18 protein-coding genes are annotated in these 19,572 nt (G+C 73.0%); 11 read left to right on the top strand and 7 right to left on the bottom strand.

Translation table 11 applies throughout. The features are described 5' to 3' along the window. Positions 1-34 precede the first annotated feature (34 nt). From hpaE to ACWDS7_RS04410, 4 genes are read right to left on the bottom strand one after another with little or no spacing between them, the layout of a single operon-like run. Positions 35-1,501, bottom strand: a complete 1,467-nt coding sequence (gene hpaE, locus ACWDS7_RS04425; protein WP_451928082.1) for a 5-carboxymethyl-2-hydroxymuconate semialdehyde dehydrogenase — start codon at positions 1,499-1,501, stop codon at positions 35-37. After that, entirely contained in the window at positions 1,501-2,412 is a 912-nt protein-coding gene (dapA, locus tag ACWDS7_RS04420) for a 4-hydroxy-tetrahydrodipicolinate synthase (protein WP_451928081.1), read from the bottom strand. The genes hpaE and dapA overlap by 1 nt, the downstream gene beginning before the upstream one ends. A gap of 4 nt (positions 2,413-2,416) precedes the next feature. Then, positions 2,417-2,710, bottom strand: a complete 294-nt coding sequence (locus tag ACWDS7_RS04415) for a hypothetical protein (RefSeq protein ID WP_451928080.1) — start codon at positions 2,708-2,710, stop codon at positions 2,417-2,419. Then, positions 2,707-4,143 (bottom strand): fumarylacetoacetate hydrolase family protein, encoded by a 1,437-nt coding sequence (locus ACWDS7_RS04410; protein ID WP_451928079.1) that lies wholly within the window; start codon positions 4,141-4,143, stop codon positions 2,707-2,709. The genes ACWDS7_RS04415 and ACWDS7_RS04410 overlap by 4 nt, the downstream gene beginning before the upstream one ends. Positions 4,144-4,304: 161 nt before the next feature. Between ACWDS7_RS04410 and ACWDS7_RS04405 the strand changes: the two genes are divergently transcribed. The 4 genes from ACWDS7_RS04405 (at position 4,305) to ACWDS7_RS04390 (ending at position 8,198) form a co-directional block, all read left to right on the top strand. After that, complete coding sequence (locus ACWDS7_RS04405) at positions 4,305-5,750, top strand: aldehyde dehydrogenase family protein (RefSeq protein WP_451928078.1); 1,446 nt, start codon at positions 4,305-4,307, stop codon at positions 5,748-5,750. After that, positions 5,750-6,607, top strand: coding sequence for a 3,4-dihydroxyphenylacetate 2,3-dioxygenase (hpaD, locus tag ACWDS7_RS04400; RefSeq protein ID WP_451928077.1), 858 nt, complete (start codon positions 5,750-5,752; stop codon positions 6,605-6,607). The genes ACWDS7_RS04405 and hpaD overlap by 1 nt, the downstream gene beginning before the upstream one ends. Before the next feature lie 87 nt (positions 6,608-6,694). Then, on the top strand, positions 6,695-7,453 hold the full coding sequence (locus tag ACWDS7_RS04395) for an alpha/beta fold hydrolase (protein ID WP_451928076.1): 759 nt from the start codon (positions 6,695-6,697) through the stop codon (positions 7,451-7,453). A gap of 61 nt (positions 7,454-7,514) precedes the next feature. Continuing rightward, a complete protein-coding gene (locus tag ACWDS7_RS04390) occupies positions 7,515-8,198 on the top strand; it encodes a GntR family transcriptional regulator (protein WP_451928075.1) in 684 nt (227 codons plus the stop codon). 68 nt (positions 8,199-8,266) lie between these two features. On the opposite strand, the gene ACWDS7_RS04385 is transcribed toward ACWDS7_RS04390, so the two are convergent. Both ACWDS7_RS04385 and ACWDS7_RS04380 read right to left on the bottom strand, forming a co-directional pair. Then, on the bottom strand, positions 8,267-9,007 hold the full coding sequence (locus tag ACWDS7_RS04385; RefSeq protein ID WP_451928074.1) for an SDR family NAD(P)-dependent oxidoreductase: 741 nt from the start codon (positions 9,005-9,007) through the stop codon (positions 8,267-8,269). Then, complete coding sequence (locus tag ACWDS7_RS04380; protein WP_451928073.1) at positions 9,004-9,996, bottom strand: methyltransferase; 993 nt, start codon at positions 9,994-9,996, stop codon at positions 9,004-9,006. Before ACWDS7_RS04380 ends, ACWDS7_RS04385 begins: the two co-directional genes overlap by 4 nt. Positions 9,997-10,089: 93 nt before the next feature. On the opposite strand from ACWDS7_RS04380, the gene ACWDS7_RS04375 reads away from it, so the two are divergent. Continuing rightward, the gene (locus ACWDS7_RS04375) at positions 10,090-11,079 is read left to right on the top strand and encodes an aldo/keto reductase (protein WP_451928072.1); all 990 of its coding nucleotides are present in this window, start codon (positions 10,090-10,092) and stop codon (positions 11,077-11,079) included. 161 nt (positions 11,080-11,240) lie between these two features. On the opposite strand, the gene ACWDS7_RS04370 is transcribed toward ACWDS7_RS04375, so the two are convergent. Continuing rightward, positions 11,241-12,629 (bottom strand): amidohydrolase, encoded by a 1,389-nt coding sequence (locus ACWDS7_RS04370; protein WP_451928071.1) that lies wholly within the window; start codon positions 12,627-12,629, stop codon positions 11,241-11,243. A 111-nt stretch (positions 12,630-12,740) separates the two neighbouring features. Between ACWDS7_RS04370 and ACWDS7_RS04365 the strand changes: the two genes are divergently transcribed. The 6 genes from ACWDS7_RS04365 to ACWDS7_RS04340 are packed head-to-tail and all read left to right on the top strand — an operon-like array spanning position 12,741 to position 19,543. After that, positions 12,741-13,688 carry an alpha/beta hydrolase gene (locus ACWDS7_RS04365; RefSeq protein ID WP_451928070.1) on the top strand — a complete coding sequence of 316 codons (948 nt, stop codon included), beginning with the start codon at positions 12,741-12,743 and terminating at the stop codon, positions 13,686-13,688. Beyond that, complete coding sequence (locus tag ACWDS7_RS04360; RefSeq protein ID WP_451928069.1) at positions 13,685-14,467, top strand: ABC transporter ATP-binding protein; 783 nt, start codon at positions 13,685-13,687, stop codon at positions 14,465-14,467. The genes ACWDS7_RS04365 and ACWDS7_RS04360 overlap by 4 nt, the downstream gene beginning before the upstream one ends. Further along, positions 14,464-16,320, top strand: coding sequence for a branched-chain amino acid ABC transporter ATP-binding protein/permease (locus ACWDS7_RS04355; protein WP_451928068.1), 1,857 nt, complete (start codon positions 14,464-14,466; stop codon positions 16,318-16,320). The genes ACWDS7_RS04360 and ACWDS7_RS04355 overlap by 4 nt, the downstream gene beginning before the upstream one ends. 32 nt (positions 16,321-16,352) lie before the next feature. Then, positions 16,353-17,510 carry an ABC transporter substrate-binding protein gene (locus tag ACWDS7_RS04350; protein ID WP_451928067.1) on the top strand — a complete coding sequence of 386 codons (1,158 nt, stop codon included), beginning with the start codon at positions 16,353-16,355 and terminating at the stop codon, positions 17,508-17,510. Between the two features lie 31 nt (positions 17,511-17,541). Continuing rightward, positions 17,542-18,414, top strand: a complete 873-nt coding sequence (locus ACWDS7_RS04345) for a branched-chain amino acid ABC transporter permease (protein ID WP_451928066.1) — start codon at positions 17,542-17,544, stop codon at positions 18,412-18,414. A gap of 19 nt (positions 18,415-18,433) precedes the next feature. Continuing rightward, positions 18,434-19,543, top strand: a complete 1,110-nt coding sequence (locus ACWDS7_RS04340) for a zinc-binding dehydrogenase (protein WP_451928065.1) — start codon at positions 18,434-18,436, stop codon at positions 19,541-19,543. The last annotated feature ends 29 nt before the right edge of the window (positions 19,544-19,572 follow it).

Raw genomic sequence — 19,572 nt, 5'->3', positions numbered from 1 at the left:
TGCCGCCCCGCCGTACGGCCGTGCCGCACCCGGCTCAGGCCGCGCCGAACCGGGGGATCGGCAGGTCCGCGGTGGCCAGGTGGACGATGTGCGACTCGGTGTAGACGTCGATGCTGTGCCGGCCGCCCTCCCGGCCCAGCCCGCTGGCCTTGACGCCGCCGAAGGGCGTGCGCAGGTCGCGGACGTTCTGGGAGTTGACCCAGAGCATGCCCGCCTCGACCGTCTGGGCCAGCCGGTGCGTCCGGCGCAGGTCGTTCGTCCACAGGTAGGCGGCCAGCCCGTAGCGGGTGGCGTTGGCCAGCTCCAGCGCCTCGGCCTCCGTGGAGAACGGCGTGACGCAGACGACCGGGCCGAAGATCTCCTCCTGGAAGATCCGCATGTTGGGGGTCACGTCCGCGAACACGGTCGCCGACAGGAAGTTGCCGGCCGGCAGGTCCGAGGGCCGAGACCCGCCGGCGACCAGGCGGGCGCCCTCCTCGACGCCGATCCGGACGTAGTCCGTGACCCGCTCGTAGTGCTCGGGGTGGATCAGCGCGCCCAGCTCGGTGGCCGGATCGTCGGGGGAGCCCACCCGCACCCGGGAGGCACGCTCGGCCAGCCGCTCCACGAACGCCTCGTAGACCGTGTCCTGGACCAGGACACGCGAGCTGGCCGTGCAGCGCTCGCCGTTGAGCGAGAAGACCCCGAAGACCGCGGCGTCCAGCGCCCGGTCCAGGTCCGCGTCGTCGAACACGATCAAGGGGGACTTGCCGCCCAGCTCCATCGACAGGGTCTTCAAATTGGCCGCGGCGGTGCGCATGATGGTCCGCCCGGTGCCGGTCTCCCCGGTGAAGGAGATCACCGGCACGTCGGGGTGCTCGACGAGCGCCGCGCCCGCCTCCTCGCCGATGCCGTGCACAAGGTTGAAGACCCCGGCGGGCAGCCCCGCCTCCTCCATGATCTCCGGCAGCAGGCCGGCGGAGAGTGGCGACCACTCGGCGGGCTTCAGGACGACCGGGCAGCCGGCCGCGAGCGCGGGCGCCAGCTTCCAGGTCTCCAACATGAACGGGGTGTTCCAAGGAGTGATCAGTCCGGCCACCCCGACAGGCTTGCGCAGCACATAGTTGAGCTGGGCCGAGGCGACCCGGTAGACGTCCTCGCCCAGAGTGGTGATCACGTCGGCGAAGAAGCGGAAGTTGTGGGCGGCCCGGTGGGCCTGGCCGCGCGCCTGGGTGATCGGCAGGCCGGTGTCCCGGCACTCCAGCGCGGCGATGCGGTCGTCCCGGGACTCGATCGCCGCGGCGATCCGCCGCAGGACCGCGGCCCGCTGCTCGCCGGTCATCTTCGGCCAGGGGCCGTCGGTGAACGCCTTGCGCGCCGCGGCCACCGCGGCCGCGATGTCCTCGGGGCCGCCCGCGGCGACCGTCAGATAGGGCTCGTTGGTGGCGGGCTCCAGCGCGGTGAAGGTCGCGCCCGAGACGCTCGGGACGTGACTCCCGCCGATGTAGTGCTCCAGGTTCATCAGGCCACTCCCTCGCTCCGGGCCAGCAGTTCGTTGATCCGCTCGACCCCCGCCGCGGTCGGCGGGATCAGCGGCGGGCGGACGTGACCGGAGGCGATCAGCCCGCGTCGTTCCAGGACCCACTTGGCCGGGGCGGGGTTCGTCTCCACGAACAGCAGCTCGACCAGGGGGTGCAGTGAGTAGTGCAGGTCCAGGGCGGTCCGGTGGTCGCCCTCGACGTAGGCGGTGTACATCCTCGCCACGGTCGCGGGCGCCAGGTTGGCCGCCGCGCTCACGAAGCCCACACCGCCGATCGCCAGCAGCGGCAGGCAGAGCAGCTCGATGCCCGACCACATCAGGAAGTCGCGCCCGCACTTGTGCAGGACCTGGGAGAAGTGCTCGAAGTCCTTGGTGGTCTCCTTGATGCCCACGATGTTGTCGTGGTCGCGCCGGAGCCGGGCGACCGTCTCGGGGGCGATGTCCACCGCGGTCCGTGACGGCACGTTGTAGATGACGATCGGCAGGGCGGGGAACTCCGCGGCCACCGTGGAGTACCAGCGGTGGAGCGCCTCCTGCGTCGGCCTGGCGTAGTAGGGGGTGATGACGAGCGCGGCGTCGGCGCCCAGCCGCTCGGCCTCGGCGGTCAGCCGGAGCGTCTCGTCGAGCTTGGCCGATCCGGTGCCCGGCAGGAACGGCACCCGGTCGGCCGTCTCCTCGGCCACCGCGGCCATCGCCGCGATCCGCTCCTCGACGCTCTGCGCCCCGGGCTCGCCGGTGGAGCCACCGGTGGAGACGCCGTGGGACCCCTGGGCGAGCTGCCAGCGCACCAGCGCCCGCAGCGAGTCGACATCCAGCTCTCCCCGGGCGGTGAACGGGGTCACCACCGGGGCTATGGACCCGCGTATGGTCGCCGGGTCCGAACGGAACCTCATGTGATCACTCCTTGGCGCGCGGGCTCGGCTGAGCCTCGACGGTCTGCGGCGCGCGGCCCCGGGCGGGTCGCCGTCCCGGTGCCGGCGGTCCGGCGTGCTTGTCCACGGCGTGTCTGCTCACGGCGTGTCTGTCCACGGCGGGCTCGTCCACGGCGGGCTCGTCCACGGCGGGCTCGTCCGCGGCCTGCTCGTCCATGGCGGGCTCGTCCGTGGAGGCCGTACGGGGACCGTGGGCGGGGGTCGCGCGGAGGCCGTGGGCGGCGGGTGGGCGGAGGCCGGCCGCGGGGACCGGTCTCATCGCGCGCGCTCCTGCTCCTCGTAGGTCTCGCGCCAGGTCCGGTTCATCGGGTAGAGGCCGTCGACCGAGGCCCCCTCGTCGACCCGCTGGTAGATGAAGCGCTCCTCGGCCTCCTGCCGGGCCGCGTCGCGGGCGACCTCGGCGGCCAGGCGCGGCGGGATGACGACCACGCCCTCGGCGTCGCCCACCAGGACGTCGCCCGGCATGACGAGCACGCCTCCGCAGGCCACCGGGACCTGGGAGTCCATCGGGACGTGCCTGCGCCCGAGCACGGCCGCGTGCGCCACCGCGTAGTAGGCGGGCAGGTCCAGACCGGCGAAGGACGGACTGTCGCGCAGCCCGCCGTCGGTGACGACCCCGGCCGCGCCCCGGCGCAGGGCGCGCAGCGCGAGGATGTCGCCCAGGGTGCCCGCCCCGCGCTCGCCCCGCGCCTCGATCACCAGGACCTCGCCGGGCCGGATCTCCTCGACGGTGCGCTTCTGCGCGTTCATCCCGCCGCCGATCTCGTCGAAGACGTCCTCGCGGAGGGGGAGGTAGCGCAGCGTCCGGGCCACCCCGACCATCCGGAGGTCGGGCCGCGCCGGGCGGACGCCCTCGATGAAGTGGTGGTCGATCCCGCGCTTGCGCAGCTGCGAGGAGAGCGTGGCCGTCGAGACCGACCGCAGGGCCGTCATGGTCGGCCTGTCCAGTGCGGCCGGCCCGTCCAGTACGGGCGGGGCGGGGCGGGGGATCGGGGCGGAGCCGTAGGCGGCGGCGCGGACCTCGTCGGTCACCCGGGGCTGCACGCCGAAGTCGCCGAGGTCGCGGCTGTCGGCGACGACCTGGTTGCGGAGCCGTCCGGCGCCCTCCAGTTCCACCTCCACCACGTCGCCCGGCCGCACGACCGTGGACCCGGCCGGGGTCCCGGCAAGGATGATGTCTCCGGGCTCCAGGGTCATCAGCCGCGACAGGTCGGCGATCAGCAGGTCGAAGCCGAACAGCAGCTCGTCGGCGCACGCCTCCTGGGCGAGCTCGCCGTTGACGTAGGTGCGCAGCCACAGCCCCGTGGGGTCGGCCGTCTCCAGGATCGCGGGGCCGACCGGGGTGTAGCCGTCCTGCCCCTTGGCGCGGAGGTTGGAGCCGAGGTCGGCGTGCTTGAAGTCGTAGACGCCGAAGTCGTTGGCCGCGGTGTAACCGGCCACGTGGCCGAGCGCGCGGTGACGGGGGACGCGGTGCGCGCGGGCACCGATGATGATCGCGATCTCGCCCTCGAAGGCCAGCAGCTCGCATCCGGCGGGCCGTACCACCGGCCGTCCCGACCAGGACAGGGACGAGGCCGGTTTGAGGAAGTAGGAGGGGACGGCCGGGGTGCGTCCACGCTCGGCCGCGCGGCTGCGGTAGTTGAGATGGACCGCGATGATCTTTCCCGGTGACAGGCCGAGCGGATGCTCCACGCTGGCTCCCTTCAAATCATATACGACATCCTGGACGATAGCCGATCTGGCCAAGTGGGGCTATAGACAAAGATATTTGAATTCCTACATGATTTGGAGGTGCCCGGATTCGGGGGCCCGCTGGGAACGTGAGAGGCCGAGCTGACCGAGGAGACCGAAAGATGACCGACCTGTTCATCGGAGGGGAGTGGGGTCCCGCGGAGGGGGGCGCCACCTTCACGACCCTGAATCCGGCCGACGGCTCGGTGTTCGAGGAGTGCGCCGAGGCCGGCGCCGCCGACGTCGACCGGGCGGTCGCCGCGGCCCGCTCCGCGCTCGCCGCCCCCGCCTGGGCCGGGATGGCCGCCGCCGCCCGGGCCCGGCTGCTGTGGCGGGTGGCCGACCTCGTCGAGGAGTACGCCGACGAGCTCGCCGAGCTGGAGACGCGCGACAACGGGCAGCCGCTGGCGGTGGCCCGGAGCGTCACGGTCCCCGGCACCGCGGAGCACTTCCGCTACTTCGCCGGATGGTGCACCAAGATCGAGGGATCGGTGCTGCCGGTCTCCTTCCCCGACACCCTCCACTACACGCGGCGCGAGCCGGTGGGCGTCTGCGCGCTGATCACGCCGTGGAACTTCCCGCTGATGCTGGCCGCCTGGAAGCTCGCACCGGCCCTGGCCTGCGGCAACACCGTGATCATCAAGCCCGCTGAGCAGACCCCGCTGACCACCGTCATGCTCGTGGAGCTGATGGAGCGGGTGGGTTTCCCGCCCGGCGTGGTGAACCTGCTGACCGGCGGCCCGGCCACCGGCGCCGCCCTCGCCGAGCACTCCGGCGTGGACAAGGTCTCCTTCACCGGGTCCACCGAGGTCGGCCGCAGGCTCGTGCACGCCAGCGCGGGCAACCTCAAGCGCCTCACCCTCGAACTGGGCGGCAAGACGCCGAGCATCATCGCCGCCGACGCCGACATCGACGCCGCCGTGGCGGGCAACGTGCAGGGGGCGCTGTTCAACAGCGGCCAGGTCTGCGCCGCCTACGCCCGCTTCTACGTGGACCGCAAGCGGGCCGGGGAGTTCACCGAGAAGATGGCCGCCGCGGCCGCCGCGCTGACCGTCGGGCCGGGCCTGGACCCCGCCTCGCAGCTCGGACCGCTGGTCAGCGAGGAGCACCTGACCAGGGTCGACTCCTACGTGCGCGGCGCCCAGCGGGAGGGCGCCGAGCTCGTGACCGGCGGGCGCCGGGCGGAGGGGCCGCCGGCCGGCGGGTTCTTCTACGAGCCGACCGTCTTCGCCGGGGTCACCGACGAGATGGCGATCGCCCGGGAGGAGGTGTTCGGCCCGGTCATCCCGGTGCTCGCCTATGACGACCCCGATGAGCTCGTGGATCGTGCCAACGACTCGGCGTACGGCCTGGCCGCCTCCATCTGGACCCGCGACCTGTCCACCGCCCATCGTCTGGCGGCGAAGGTCAGGGCCGGAGCCGTGTTCATCAACATGATCCATGTCCCGGACGCCGCGACCACCTGGGGCGGCTTCAAGGCCAGCGGCTGGGGCCGGGAGATGGGACCGTACGCCATCGACGCCTACACGGAGGTCAAGGGCGTCTGGGCGCACCTGGGAGGGGCGTGATGGGAGAGCTCGTCATGGCGGCCAAGATCACACATGTGCCGTCGATCTGGCTGTCGATCCAGCCGGGCAAGCACTTCGGCATCCGGAAGCCGGCCGAGGCGGCGCTGGAGGAGATCGGCAGGCGGGCCCGCGAGCGCGGGGCCGACACCTTCCTGGTGGCCGACACCCACTGGATGAACAGCATCGGCTTCCACCTCAACGGCAAGGACAGGCACCGCGCCTCCTACGTCAGCCACGAGCTGCCGCACTTCATCCACGACCTGGAGTACGACTACGCGGGCGACCCCGAGCTGGCCGAGCTCGTCCGCGAGGAGATCGTCGCGGGAGGGCAGAAGGCGCGCGTCCACACATACAAGGACCTGGGCCTGGAGTACGCCACGCTCGTGCCGATGCACTTCATGAACGGCGACTCCGCCATCCGGGTGCTGCCGATCGGCTGCAACATCTACTCCACGATCGAGGAGAACCGCCGGATCGGCGAGGCCCTGCTCCGCGCCGTACGGCGCAGCGACCGGAAGGTGGCCTTCCTCGCCAGCGGCTCCCTGTCGCACGCCTTCCCGCCCAACGAGATCGCCGAGTCGCTGCTCAACGACGTGAGCAGCGAGATCAACCGCCAGGTGGACATGGCGGTCCTGGACATGTGGACCGAGGGCAGGGCGGCCGACTTCGTCGACATGCTCCCGGACTACAACAGGCGCTGCACGGGCGAGGGGGCCATGGCCGACACCGCCATGCTCTTCGCCATGCTGGGCTGGCGGGACTACACGGGCAAGGGGGAGCAGCTCTGCCCGTACTTCGGCAGCAGCGGCACCGGCCAGGTGGTCGTCGACTTCCCGCTGCCCGCAGAGGTCTCCTGATCAGGCCGCCCGCCCTCCGGGTGGTGGCCACATGAAGTACGATAAGAAATCGTATGTGAAAAAGTAGCGTTGAGGGGTGTGCGACCGATGCACGACCGATCTGGCCTGGCCTCCCGGGTTTTCCCGCCCGGCGGTCCCGGTGCCGCTGACCGTCCCGGTGACCCGCCGCCCGTCCTCCTCCTGCACGGTTTCGCCTCCGACGGGGGCGCCGACTGGGTGGAGACGGGGGTCGTCGCCGCGCTGACCGGCGCCGGGCGGACGGTCGTCGTCCCCGACCTGCGCGGGCACGGCGACAGTCCGGCGCCGGCGGCGGCCCGCGAGTGCGGCGCCCGGGCGGCGGCCGAGGACATCGTGGCGGTGCTGGACGGGGCGGGCGTCGAGACGTTCGACGTCGTCGGCTACTCGTTGGGCGCGCGGCTGGCGTGGGAGCTCCCCGGGGCGGCCCCGGGCCGTGTGCGCAGGGCGGTGCTCGGCGGCCTCAGCCCCGCCGAGCCGTTCGCCGCGGTGGACGTCGCCGCGCTCCACCGGGCGGTCCGGGACGGCGCCGAGCCCGAGGACCCCTTCACCTCGATGATCGCGGGCCTGGTCCGCTCCAAGGGGGAGCGGGCCGCCGGGCTGGCGCTGTGCGTCGAGGGGCTGCGGGACACCCCGTTCGAGGCGGGGCCGTGGGGCGGCACGACGCCCCCGGTCTTCGTCGCCGGACAGGGCGACGTGATGACGCGCGGGATCGAGCGTATCGTCGATCTCGTCGGAGGGGCCGAGCTGGTCACCCTTCCCGGAGATCATCTCCAGGTCCTCGCCGGTGCGGGTCTCCGCGACACTATCGTGAGGGTCCTGGAACAGTGATCGTCAGCGGGGCGGCCGTCGGCGGGTCCATCAGCCGTCGGCCGAGAATGAGGGGACGCCGTTGAGCGCCGCGAAGAAGCCCGCCAGGGCCAAGGAGTCGAAGGCCGAGCTCAGCTACGGACTGCTGCGCTCGCGCATCCTCGACGGCACCTACGGGCCGGGTTACCGGCTGGTCATGGACCAGCTCGCCCGGGAGACCGGGGTCAGCACGATCCCGCTGCGCGAGGCGGTGCGGCGGCTGCAGTCCGAAGGGCTCGTGGAGGTCGTGCGCAACATCGGCGCGCGCGTGGCCGTGTTCGACTCCACGCAGGTGGAGCACTCGCTCAACGTCCTGGCCCGCCTGGAGGGCTACGCGACGGCGATCGCGGCGCCGCTCATGACGCCGGAGCAGATCGAGGCGTCCAGGGAGATCAACGCCCGCATGGTGGAGGCGCTGGAGGAGTTCGATCCGGCCTCCTTCACCGCGCTCAACCGCAAGTTCCACTTCTCGATCTACCAATACTGCCCGGACGAGCACCTGAGCGTCCTGCTGGAGTCGGAGTGGGCGCGGCTGGACCACATGCGGCGCTCGACCTTCACCTACGTCCCGGGCCGAGCCCGCCGCTCGGTGGTGGAGCACGACCACATGCTGGACCTCATCGCGGCGGGCGCGGACGCGGCGGAGATCGAGCGGGTGGCGTGCGCCCACAAGGTCGCGACCGCCGACGCGCTGCACAACGTCCACGCCGCGCCCCGGACCGCCTGAGCCCACCCGTCCCGTGCGGCGGGGGCCCGGCACACCCCCACGGTGTGCCGGGCCCCCGCCGTCTCGGATCACATCAGCAACTGGCCGCCGTCCACCTGGACCACGGTGCCGGTGATGTGCCCGGCCTGTGGTGAGGCGAGGAACAGCACCAGCGGGGTGACGTCGCCGGGGACCGCGATCTTACCGAGCGGGATGCGCGACTCCCACGCGCTCCGCGCCGCCGGGTCGTCCATCAGGCCGGCCGTCATCGGGGTGTGCACCGGCCCGGGGGCCACGCCGTTCACGCGGATGCCGTGGCCGGCGAGCTCGATGGCGCCGGTCCGGGTGAGCGCGTCCACGCCGGCCTTCGTGGCCTCGTAGTGCCCCAGGCCCGGGGTCGGCTGGCGGGCCCCGATCGAGCTGATGTTGACGATGCAGCCGCCCCGGCCCGCCTTGATCATCTGTGCCGCGGCGGCCCGGGTGACGGTGAAGGTCCCGCGCAGGTTCACCGCGACCACCCGGTCGAAGACCTCGATGGGGAGGTCGACGAGCGGGCCGCCACCGGCGACGATCCCCGCGTTGTTGACCAGGACCTCCACGGGGCCGAGCTCCCCGGCGACCCGCTCCAGCCCGGCGGCGACCGACTCCGGGTCGGTGACGTCCAGGGTGACGGCCGGCGCGCCCAGCTCCGCGGCGGCTCGCCCGGCCGCCGCGCCGTCCACGTCGGCGACCACGACCCGGTCACCGGCCTCGGCGAACGCCTGGGCGACGGCCCGGCCGATCCCGCTCGCGGCGCCCGTGACCAGGACGACGCGGCCCGCGGCGCTCATCGGGCCTCCGCCACGATGACGCGCGGGCTGCCCGGGAGCGCCCGGGTCTCGACCGGCTCCCAGCCGGCGTCCCGCAGCCAGCCGCGCACCTCGTCCTCGGGGTGGACGGTCGTGCCGTCGATCACGAGGTACTCGCCGGCGTGGAGCGCGTCGATGGCGCGCTGGCTGTCGTCGGAGTCGAGGAAGAAGTCCAGCAGCAGGAGCGTGGCGCCGGGCGCGGCGGCCTGGCGGGCCCGCCGGGCGATGAGCCGGTTCTGCTCGGCGTCGAACCGGTGCGCCACGTGCTCCAGGAGCACCAGGTCGAAGCCCGTGGGGACGTCACCCGCCAGGGGGTCGCCGTCGACGACCTCGGCCCGGTCGCCCACCCCGGCGTCGGCCAGCGTTCGCTGCGCGTGCTGGACCAGGTCACCACCGGAGAAGAACGTGCCCCGCAGGCCGGGGACCGCCCGCAGCGCCTCGGCCAGGAAGGAGCCCGACAGCCCGCCGAAGTCGAGGACGCGCCGGTGCCGGGAGAAGTCGTAGCCGTCGGCGAGCATCTTGGCGTGCAGCGCGTTGTAGGTCATCACGCCGGTCAGGAAGGTGCCCCAGCGGCCCTCGTCGAGGTCCAGGCTCGCCGGCTGCGCGGTCCGGGCGGTCTCGCCGAAGCCGAGCCAGTGCCCGTAGCTGATCGAGTCGAGGAAGGCCAGGAACGGGCGGAGGTCCACGTCGTCCCCGGAGCCGGACAGGTAGCGCGTGACGGACGGCGAGTTGGCGTACACGCCGCTCTCGCGGGTCAGCAGCTCCAGGCCCGCCATCGCGTCGGAGAGGATCCGCGCGGTGCGCTCGGGGAGCCCGGTGCGCGCCGAGATCTCGGCCACGGTCGCCGGCCCCTCGGCCAGCGCGGCGAACAGGCCGGCTTCACTGGCCGCGAAGAGCTGCTTGGCGGCCATGTAACCGGTGGCCACGTCCACGATCCTGGCGGGACCGGAGGGGTCCGGGTGAGGCGACATGAACTCACTCCCTGGGGTTCAGAAGAATATTTGGAATGCTATACGATTTCCTTCCTGGCGGCCAGGGGCCGCCGACGTCATCGGAGGTGCACGATGGAGTTCTCAGCTCAGGTGCCCAGGCGCCGGCTCGGCGCCGACGGACCGGAGGTGCCGGTCTTCGGTCTCGGCTCGTGGAACACATGGGACCGGATGGAGCCCGGCGCCGCCGCCGCGCTGATCCGCCGGGCCGTCGACCTCGGCGTCAACCTCTTCGACGTGGCCCATTACAACTTCGGCCCGCACGCCGAGAACGCCGTGACCGACCTGATCTTCGGCAGGGCCGTCCGCGAGGCCGGGGTCGCGCGGGAGGACTACGTCCTGTGCGGCAAGCTCTGGCTGTGGGACTACCCCGCCACCTCCTTCGCCGAGCAGATCGAGCTCTCGCTGACGCGGATCGGCACCGACCGGGCCGACGCCGTCGTCGCCGGTGACTTCCTCGGCGAGGTGGACATCCGGTCGGTGGTGGCCGACGTGGCGGAGCTGGTGCGGGCCGGCTGGTTCACCACCTGGGGCGTGAACAACTGGTCGGCCGCCGACCTGCGGCTCGCCCGGGAGTTCGCCCGGGCGGAGGGCATGGTGCCGCCGTCGTTCGCGCAGCTGAAGTACAGCCTCGCCCGGCGCTCGGTGCCCGAGGGCGGGCCGTACGGCCGGCTGTTCGACGAGGGGCTGGGGCTGCAGGCGTCGGACGTCTTCGAGGGGGGCATCCTCGCGGGCAAGCTCCACCCGGAGCGCAGGATCGGCGCCGACCCGGGAGGCATCCGTGACCGGATCCGAGCCTCGTTCCCCGAGGCCGAGCGCCTCGCCGAGCGGTTCGGGGCCACCCCCGCCCAGCTCGCGATCGCCTTCTGCCTGACCCACCCCGCCGCGGCGAACGTGCTGTTCGGGGTGAGCGGCCGCCGGCAGCTCGACGACAACCTCGGCGCGCTCGACCTGCTGGCCCGGCACGGCGACGAGCTGCGCCCGGCGGCGGAGGGGCTGTGGATCGACAGGGACGTGGTGCGCCCCGACGCGTCGTGGGGCACCGGCGCCCCCGGCCGGGCCTGATCCCGCCGGGGAGCACCGCCGTCGCGGGCCGTTCCACCGGGTGCGGCCCGCGCCGGCCACCCGGTACGGCCTGGCCCGGGGCCCGGCCCGGCCCGCGGGGCCGTACCCGGGGCCGAGGCCGGTCCCGGTGCGGGCGCCGGCCCCGCGGGCCGCGGGGGCGGTCAGAGCTCGTGGACCACGCGGCCGTCGACCATGGTCAGGGCGACCGGGACCTGGGGGAGGGCCTCCGCCTCGGTCTCCAGCAGGCCCGCCTCCAGCACGCACAGGTCGGCGACCTTGCCGGGCTCCAGCGAGCCCTTCCACCCCTCGGCCCCGTCCTGCCAGGCGGCGGTGATCGTGTAGGCGCGCAGGGCCTGGGTGAGGGCCAGCCGCTGGGCGGCTCCGCGCACACCGCCGTCCAGACCGCGCCGGGTCACCGCGGCGGCGATCCCGGCCCGCCAGTCCGGGGTGAGCACGGGGGCGTCGGAGCTCAGGCAGAGCGGGACGCCGGCGGCCAGCGCGTCGCGCGCCGGCCAGGCCCGCCGCAGGGCGTCCTCGCCCAAGGCGTCGCGGAGCATATCCTCGGTCGCCACCGCGATGCCCGCCTGCGTGTTCAGGCCGATCCCGGCGGCGGCCATCGCCGCCAGGGTCGCGGGGGAGATCACGTCTCCGTGGATGACGTAGTGCCTGGCGTCGCGGCCGTCCCGGGACAGGGCCGCGCCGAAGGCGTCGGTGACCGTCCTGGTGGCCCGGCTGCCGGTCGCGTGCACGCCGATCTGGTGCCCGGCGGCGTGCGCCGCGTCGATCATCGCGACGAGGTTGGCCGCGCGCTCGGCCGTCGAGCCGCCCTCGACGAGCGGGTCGCCGTGCGTGCCGTCGGTGTAGGGCTCGTCGGTCCAGGCGCTGCGCATCGGGGGGATGCCGTCGGCGAAGATCTTCACCCCCGCGACACGGAACCAGCCCGGCACGTCGGCGGGCGGGACGTACTCGCGCAGCCCGTCGAGGAGAGCCGGCAGAGAGGACGGCCCGTCGAGCTCGCCGAAGAGCATGAGCGCGGTGACCCGCGCGTTGAGCCGTCCCTCGGCCGCGAGGTCGGCGTAGTCGCGCAGCGCGGCCGAGCCGAAGCAGCCGCTGGGCCCGGTGTCCTCGCCGGGGCCGAGGCCCGGTTCGGTGTAGCTGGTGACCCCGAGCGAGGACAGCAGCTCTCCCGCGCGCAGGATCGCGCCGCGCCGCGCCTCGGAGGTCTCCAGGCGGGCGGGGGGCTCGCCGCCGTGGTGCCCGCCGGCCAGCTGGTCCATGAGGACGCCCGGCCACATCTGGCCCAGCCAGACGCCGTGGAGGTGGGAGTCGTTGATGCCGGGGAGCACCGATCTGCCGCGCAGGCGGATGACGCGGGTCCGCGGCCCGATCAGCGGCGCGACCTCTCCGGCCGTGCCGACCCTGGCGATCAGGCCGCCGGTGACGGCGATCGCCTCGGCCACCCGGTCGCCGGGATCGGCGGTGTGCACCGTGCCGCCGGTCATGACCACATCCGCCGGCGTGGAGTTGCCCTGGGATCCGTTCAGCAACATTTCACCCGCACTCTAGACACGTCATTTGGTCCCGCATAACGTACATGGAATCGGATACGATTTGCGAGTGCCTGACCGTCAGCGAGGGCACCCGGGCAACCGGAGGTGACGATGCCCCTGCATCCTGAGGCGCAGAGAATAATCGACCGCGTCGGTGTCGAGGACCAGGGCGGAGCCCCCCAGCCCGACGCGGTGGCGATGCGCGAGGGATTCCGTGAGCTCTGGACCATGCCGGACGATCTCCAGCCCGTGGGCGATGTCGTCGACACCGTCTTCCCCGGCCCCGCCGGGGACGTCCCCGTCCGGGTCTACACCCCCGAGGGCGAGGGTCCCTTCCCCGCTCTCGTCTGGTTCCACGGCGGTGGATGGACGATCGGCTGCCTCGACGAGAACGAGGTCGCCTGCCGAGCCGTCTGCGCCGGAGCGGAGGCCGTGGTCGTCTCGGTCGACTACCGGCTCGCGCCGGAGAACCCCTACCCCGCGGCGGCCGACGACTGCTACGCCGCGGTGCGCTGGGTGCACGACAGCGCCGGGTCGCTGTCGGTGGACCCGCGGCGGATCGCCGTGGGCGGGGAGAGCGCGGGCGGCAACCTCGCCGCCGTCGCCGCGCTCAAGGCCCGGGACCTCGGCGGTCCCGGGATCGCGCTGCAGGTGCTCGTCTCGCCCGTGCTCGGCCACCCCGACGACGGGCGCGCCTCCTACCGCGACTTCGCCGACGGATACTTCCTGTCCAAGGCGAGCATGGACTGGTTCTTCACCCAGTACCCCCGCGACGCCCGCGACATGGACGACCCCTACCTCCTGCCGCTGCGCGCGAGCGACCTGTCGGGCCTGCCCGGCGCGCTGATCCTCGGGGCGGAGTACGACGTGCTCCGCGACGAGGGCGAGGAGTACGCCGAGGCGCTCCGGCGCGCCGGGGTCGAGGTCGAACTCGTCCGGCTCGACGGTCTGATCCACGGCTTCTTCGGACTGCTCGCCACCGAACTGTCGGGCGCCCGCGACGCGCACGGGCGCGTCATCGCGGCCCTGCGCTCGGCCCGCGCGGACGGCCCCCGGTGAGCGGCCGGGCCCTCTCCTCCCGGAGCGGGCGGCCCGGGACGGACGGGCAGGTCCTCTCCCTGCGGGGCCTCAGCGTCAACCGCGGCGAGGTCCCCGTCGTCCACGACGTCTCGCTCGACGTCGCGCCCGGCACGGTCACCGTGGTCCTGGGCGCCAACGGCGCGGGCAAGACGACCCTGATGGACGGCATCGCCGGCCTGGCGCGGACGACCTCGGGAACGATCCAACTCGGCGGGGCCGCGATGGACCGGCTCCCGGTGTACCGGCGGGCCCAGGCCGGTCTGGGCTACGTCGAGCAGGCGCGGACGGTCTTCCGGACGCTGACGGTCGAGCAGAACCTGCTGGTCTCCCGGGCGGGCGGCGGCGACCTGAGGACGGTCTACGGGCTCTTCCCCGAGCTGGACAGGCGCCGCGGGCTCCAGGCCGGGCACCTGTCGGGCGGCGAGCAGCAGATGCTCGTGCTCGGGCGGGCCCTGATCTCCGATCCCAAGATCGTCCTCATCGACGAGATGTCCCTGGGCCTGGCGCCCGTGGTGGTCCGCCGCCTCATGCACGCGGTCAAGGACCTGGTGGGCCTGGGCATAGCGGTCCTGCTCATCGAGCAGTTCGCGAACCTGGCCCTGGAGGTCGGCGCCAACGCCTACGTCCTGCGCAAGGGACGGGTGGTCTTCGACGGCCCCTGCGACGAGCTCCGGGGCGACGGCGAGCGGCTGCACGAGTTCTACTTCGGCGCGGTGCCCGCCGGAGCCGGCGCCGAGAGGAGAGGCGAGAGCCGGTGAACGCGATCGACAAGCGCTCCTGGGGGACGGGCCTGGCCGCCGCCGTTCTGGCCTGCGTCGCGGTGCCGGGGCTGTTCTCGTCGTACTGGACCTACCTCGCCATCACCGCCGTGGTCAGCGCGGTGATCATGCAGAGCTACGGCGTGATCGTCGGGCGGGCCGGGGTCATGTCCCTGTGCCAGATGTCCTTCGCCGCGATCGGCGCCTGGGTGGTGCTCCGGCTGAACCTGGCCGACGCCCCCGGCGGCTTCCTGGTCTGGCTGGTTCTCGGCGGCCTGGCGGCCGTCCCCGTCGGGGTGGCCATCGGGCTGCCGGCCCTGCGCATCCGCGGGGTCAACCTCGCCGTGGTCACCTTCGGCTTCGCCGTGTCCACCGACATCGTGCTCAACGCCAACCAGTTCCCCGGGACCACCGAGCTGAAGACGCTCACCAGGCCGGGGCTGTTCGCCACCAACTCCGCGTACTTCGTCCTGACGGTGATCGTCTTCACCTCGCTGGCCTTCGGGCTGGCGCTGTTCAACCGGACCAGGCTGGGCATGTCCTGGCTGGAGCTGCGCTACTCGGAGCGGGCCGCCGCCGCGCACGGCATCTCGGTGGCGCGCAGCAAGCTCGCCGCGTTCGCGATCAGCGCGTTCATCGCGGGCGTCGGGGGCGGGCTGATGGCCGGCCAGCTCGGGCTCGTGGTGTCGAGCAACTTCGCCATGGGGCAGTCCCTCGCGCTCTTCGCGGTGGCCATCCTCATCGGGCCGCACAACCCCGAAGGGGCCGTCATGGGCGGCGTCTTCGGCGCGGTGATGGCCACGGTCCTGGAGAAGCTGCGGCTCCCGCAGGACCTGGGCGGCATGCTGTTCGGCCTGTTCGCGGTCTTCGCCCTGCGCAGCGGGGTGAGCCAGACCGACTTCGCCCGGGCGCGCAGGCGGGAGCGCGCCGCCCGCAAGCTGCTCGACGCCATCGGGGACGGGACGCGGGGGGCCGAGGCCGCGGCCGAGGAGACCGTATCCGTGCCGCCCGCGCCGTCCGCGCCGCCCGTGTCGCTTGCACCGCCGGTGTCGTCCGCGCCGCCGGTGTCGTCCGCGCCGTCCGTGTCGCTTGCGCCGCCGGTGTCGCCCGCGCCGCTTGCGCCGTCCGCGCCGGCCGGCGGGCCCTGTCTGGAGGTGCGGGGCCTCACCGTGCGCTACGGCGAGGTCGTGGCACTGGACGCGGTCGACCTCACCGTCCCCTCCGGCGGGGTCGTCGGGCTCATCGGCCCCAACGGCGCGGGCAAGTCCACCTTCATCGCGGCGGTCACCGGCTTCATCGGCGGCTACCGGGGCAGCGTGGAACTGGCCGGGCAGTCGATCGACCGCCTCAGCCCGAGCTCGCGGGCCGGTCGCGGGCTGCGCCGTACCTTCCAGACCACGGCCATCGCCCCCGAGCTGACCCAGTACGAGTATCTGACGATCGGGGCCGGCCGGCGGCTGTCCAGGCAGGAGGCCGACGAGCTGCTCGACTTCTTCGGCTGCCCACCGGGGGAGGTGCCGGTCTCCATCGTGGACGTCGGCACCCGCCGCCTGCTCGACGTGGCCGCCGCCGTCGCCGCCCGGCCGAAGGTGGCCCTGCTCGACGAGCCGGCCGCGGGGCAGTCCGCCGCCGAGTCGCTCAAGCTCGGCCGGCGGCTCGCCGAGGCGCCGGCCCGCTTCGGGGTCTCGATCCTCCTCGTCGAGCACGACATGGAGCTCGTCCGCGCGGCCTGCGCGGGGGTGACCGTCCTCGACTTCGGTCACGTCATCGCCTCGGGGTCCACCCAGGACGTCCTCGACGACCCGGCGGTCATGGCCGCCTACCTCGGCACGGCGGACGTCCCGCTCGTCTGATCCCCGTCCCCCCAGCCCAAGGAAGTACAGCAATGAAGCGTTCCCTCACCGACGTCGCGGCGGTGGCCGCGCTGGCCCTCTGCGCCGCCGCCTGTTCCGGCGGCGACGGCGGCCCGGCCGACGGCCCGATCAAGGTCGGTTCGATCAACGGCGTGACCGGCCTGTTCCAGACGCCGGAGGTCCCGCAGGCGGTCAAGGCCGTCTTCGAGGAGGTCAACAAGGCCGGCGGCATCAACGGCCGCAAGATCGAGCTGATCAGCAAGGACGACGCGATGAACCCGCAGCGGTCCACCGAGGCCGCCCTGGAACTGCTGGAGTCCGAGAACGTCGTCGCCCTCGTCGGCTCCTCCAGCGCGGTCGACTGCGGGCTCAACCGCGCGACCTACGGCAACAGCGGGATCGTCTCCATCCCCGCCGTCGGCGTGGACCCCGCCTGCTTCACCAGCCCGAACATCGCCCCGGTCAACCCGGGCCCGTTCAAGCTGCTGACGGCGATGCTCTACTACGCCTCCGAGACGCTCAAGCACGACAAGGTCTGCATGTACTACACCGTGCTGCCGGGCAGCGGCGGCGGCATCGACGCCGCCGTCAAGGAGTGGAGCGACATCACCGGCAAGCAGTTGACGGTCAAGGACACCTCGGTCGGCGAGGGAGACCCCACCCCCTACCTGGTGGCGGCCAAGGCCGCCGGCTGCCAGGCGATCCTCTACAACGCGACGGTCGGCCCGTGGTTCGCCCAGGCCCAGACGCAGGGCATGCAGGACGTCGACTTCATCATGGGCGCCAACAGCTACACCGACGCCAACGCAGAGGTCATCCCGGACGGGATGACCGCCTACGCCGGGACCGAGTGGCAGCCGTACACCGACGAGACGCTGCCGGGCAACGACCGCTGGGCGAAGATCGTCGACGGCAACAAGATCCAGAAGACGGCGTTCAGCCAGGGCGCCGTGATGGCGGCCGACGTGTTCGTCCAGGTGCTCAAGACGATCAAGGGTGACATCACCCGCGACTCGGTGACCGAGGCGTTCAAGAAGATGCAGCCGATCCGGTACCCGATGGTGGGCACCCCGTGGGTCTTCGGTCCCGGCGAGGCGCACAGCCCGATCCAGGGCAGCCGGTTCGTCAAGGTCGAGGGCCGCAAGTGGAAGGTCCTCCCCGAAGGCTTCATCGTCCCGGGCAAGAACTGAGCACCCAGGAGCCCCAGGAGGTGGGTGTCCGATGTTGAACTCCGTGATCGCGGGCCTGACCAGCGGCGGCGTCTACGCCCTGCTCGGCCTGTGCGTCGTGCTGACCTACCGGCTCGTCGCCGTGGTCAACTTCGCCATGGCGGCGGTCGGCGCGATGGGCGCCTTCGTGATGGTGTCGCTGACCGACGCAGGGATCGACGTGTGGCTCGCGCTGCCGGCCGGGGTCGTCTCGGGCGGGGTGCTGTCCGCGCTGCTCGGCGCGGTGCTCGTCCGCTGGTTCGGCGGCCATGACGAGCGGACCAAGGCCGCCGTCACCGTCGCCCTGTACGTGGCCCTCATGGCGATCGGCCTGCGGCTGTTCGGCAGCACGACGACCGGTGCCCGGCGCTTCCCGAGGCCGTTCGACGCGCCCGCCTTCACCGTGGGCGGCGTCGTGGTCCCGCAGTCGGTGCTGGTCTCGCTCGCCTTCGCGGTTCTGATCACCGTGGGGGTCGGGGCGCTGCTGAACAGGACGGCCGTCGGTCTGCGGCTGCAGGCCCTGTCGGAGCGCCCGGCCACCGCCCAGGTCGTCGGCATCGCGGCCCCCCGGCTGGCCGTCGCGGTCTGGGCCGCCATCGGAGCCCTCAGCGCGCTGGTGATCCTCCTGGTGGCGCCGCGCCTGGGCGGGGACTTCTCCACGCTGGGCAAGCTCATCACCACGGCCCTGGCCGTCGCGATGGTGGGAGCCTTCCGGAGCCTGCCCCTGACACTCGCCGGCGGCCTGCTCATGGGCTGCCTGGAGGGGTTCACCGCGTCGCTGGGCGCGGTCCAGCAGTACCGGGGGGTCGTCCCCTTCCTGGTGATCGTGGTGCTCCTGTGGTGGCGCAGCCGTCACGAGGTCTGGGACACCGCGCACAGCAGATAGCGAGATCGGAGAACATCACATGTCAGTCCCGACGTCTACGCGGGCGGCGGTCCTGCGGGCCCACGGGGAGCCGCTGGCCCTGGAGGAGATCCCGCTGCCTCCGGAGTGCGAGCCCGGCGCCGCGCTCGTGAAGGTCGACTGCGCGACGCTGTGCGCGACGGACGTGCACCTGTGGAGCGGCGCCATGTCGTTCCCGGGCATGCTCCCGATGGTGCTCGGCCACGAGATGGTCGGCACGGTGGTCGCCGCCGGGCCGGGCACCGTCGACGCGCTCGGCCGCCCGGTCCAGGTGGGCGCCCGGATCGGCTGGTCGGAGTCCACCTGCGGTCACTGCCACGGCTGTACGGTGGTCCGCAACCCCGTGGCCTGCGCCAACCGGGGCTACGGCTTCCTGCAGCGGTCCGACCGGTGGCCCCACTCCACCGCCGGGCTCGCCGAGTACGACTACGTCACCCCGACCGCCCAGAAGTTCCTGCTGCCCGACGACGTCAAGGACACGTGGGCGGCCGGTGCGGGCTGCGCCGTCAAGACGGTCCTGCACGCCTACGACCGGGCCGGGGGCGTCCGTCCCGGGGCGAGGGTCCTGGTCCAGGGCGCCGGGGCGCTCGGCATCGTCGCCACCGCGGTGGCCGCCGCCTCCGGCGCGGGCACCGTCATCACCGTCGGAGCGCCGGACGCCCGGCTCGGACTGGCCAAGAGGTTCGGCGCCGACCTGGTGATCGGGCTGGACGGCGACGCCGGCAGCCGGCGGGCCGCCGTGCTGGAGGCCACCGGCGGCCGGGGCGCCGACCTCGTGCTGGACCTCGCCGGCGCGCCCGGGGTGGGGGCCGAGGCCGTCGATCTGGCCGCGTGGGGAGGCACGTTCGTCGTCGTCGGCAGCACCGGCCCCCGCCCCGACCCGATCCCCCTGGGGACGGTCATGGGCAAGGAGCTGAACGTGCTCGGCTCCCTCAACGGCGACATCGGCGACTACCGCAACTCGATCGAGTTCCTCCGCGCGTTCCAGTCGCGCTTCGCCTGGGACGAGCTCTTCAGCGAGCCCGTCGGGCTCGGCGGGGCGTCGGCCGCCCTCGAATCCATGTCACGGCTCGAACAGGTCAAGGCCGTCGTCCACCCCTGGCTCCCGTAGCCGCCGTCCACATCCGTCATTCACCCACC

This window comes from Streptosporangium sp. NPDC003464, from assembly GCF_053588315.1.
The sequence above is the reverse complement of the archived record's forward strand: the minus strand, read 5'-3'. Positions and strand labels throughout refer to the sequence as shown.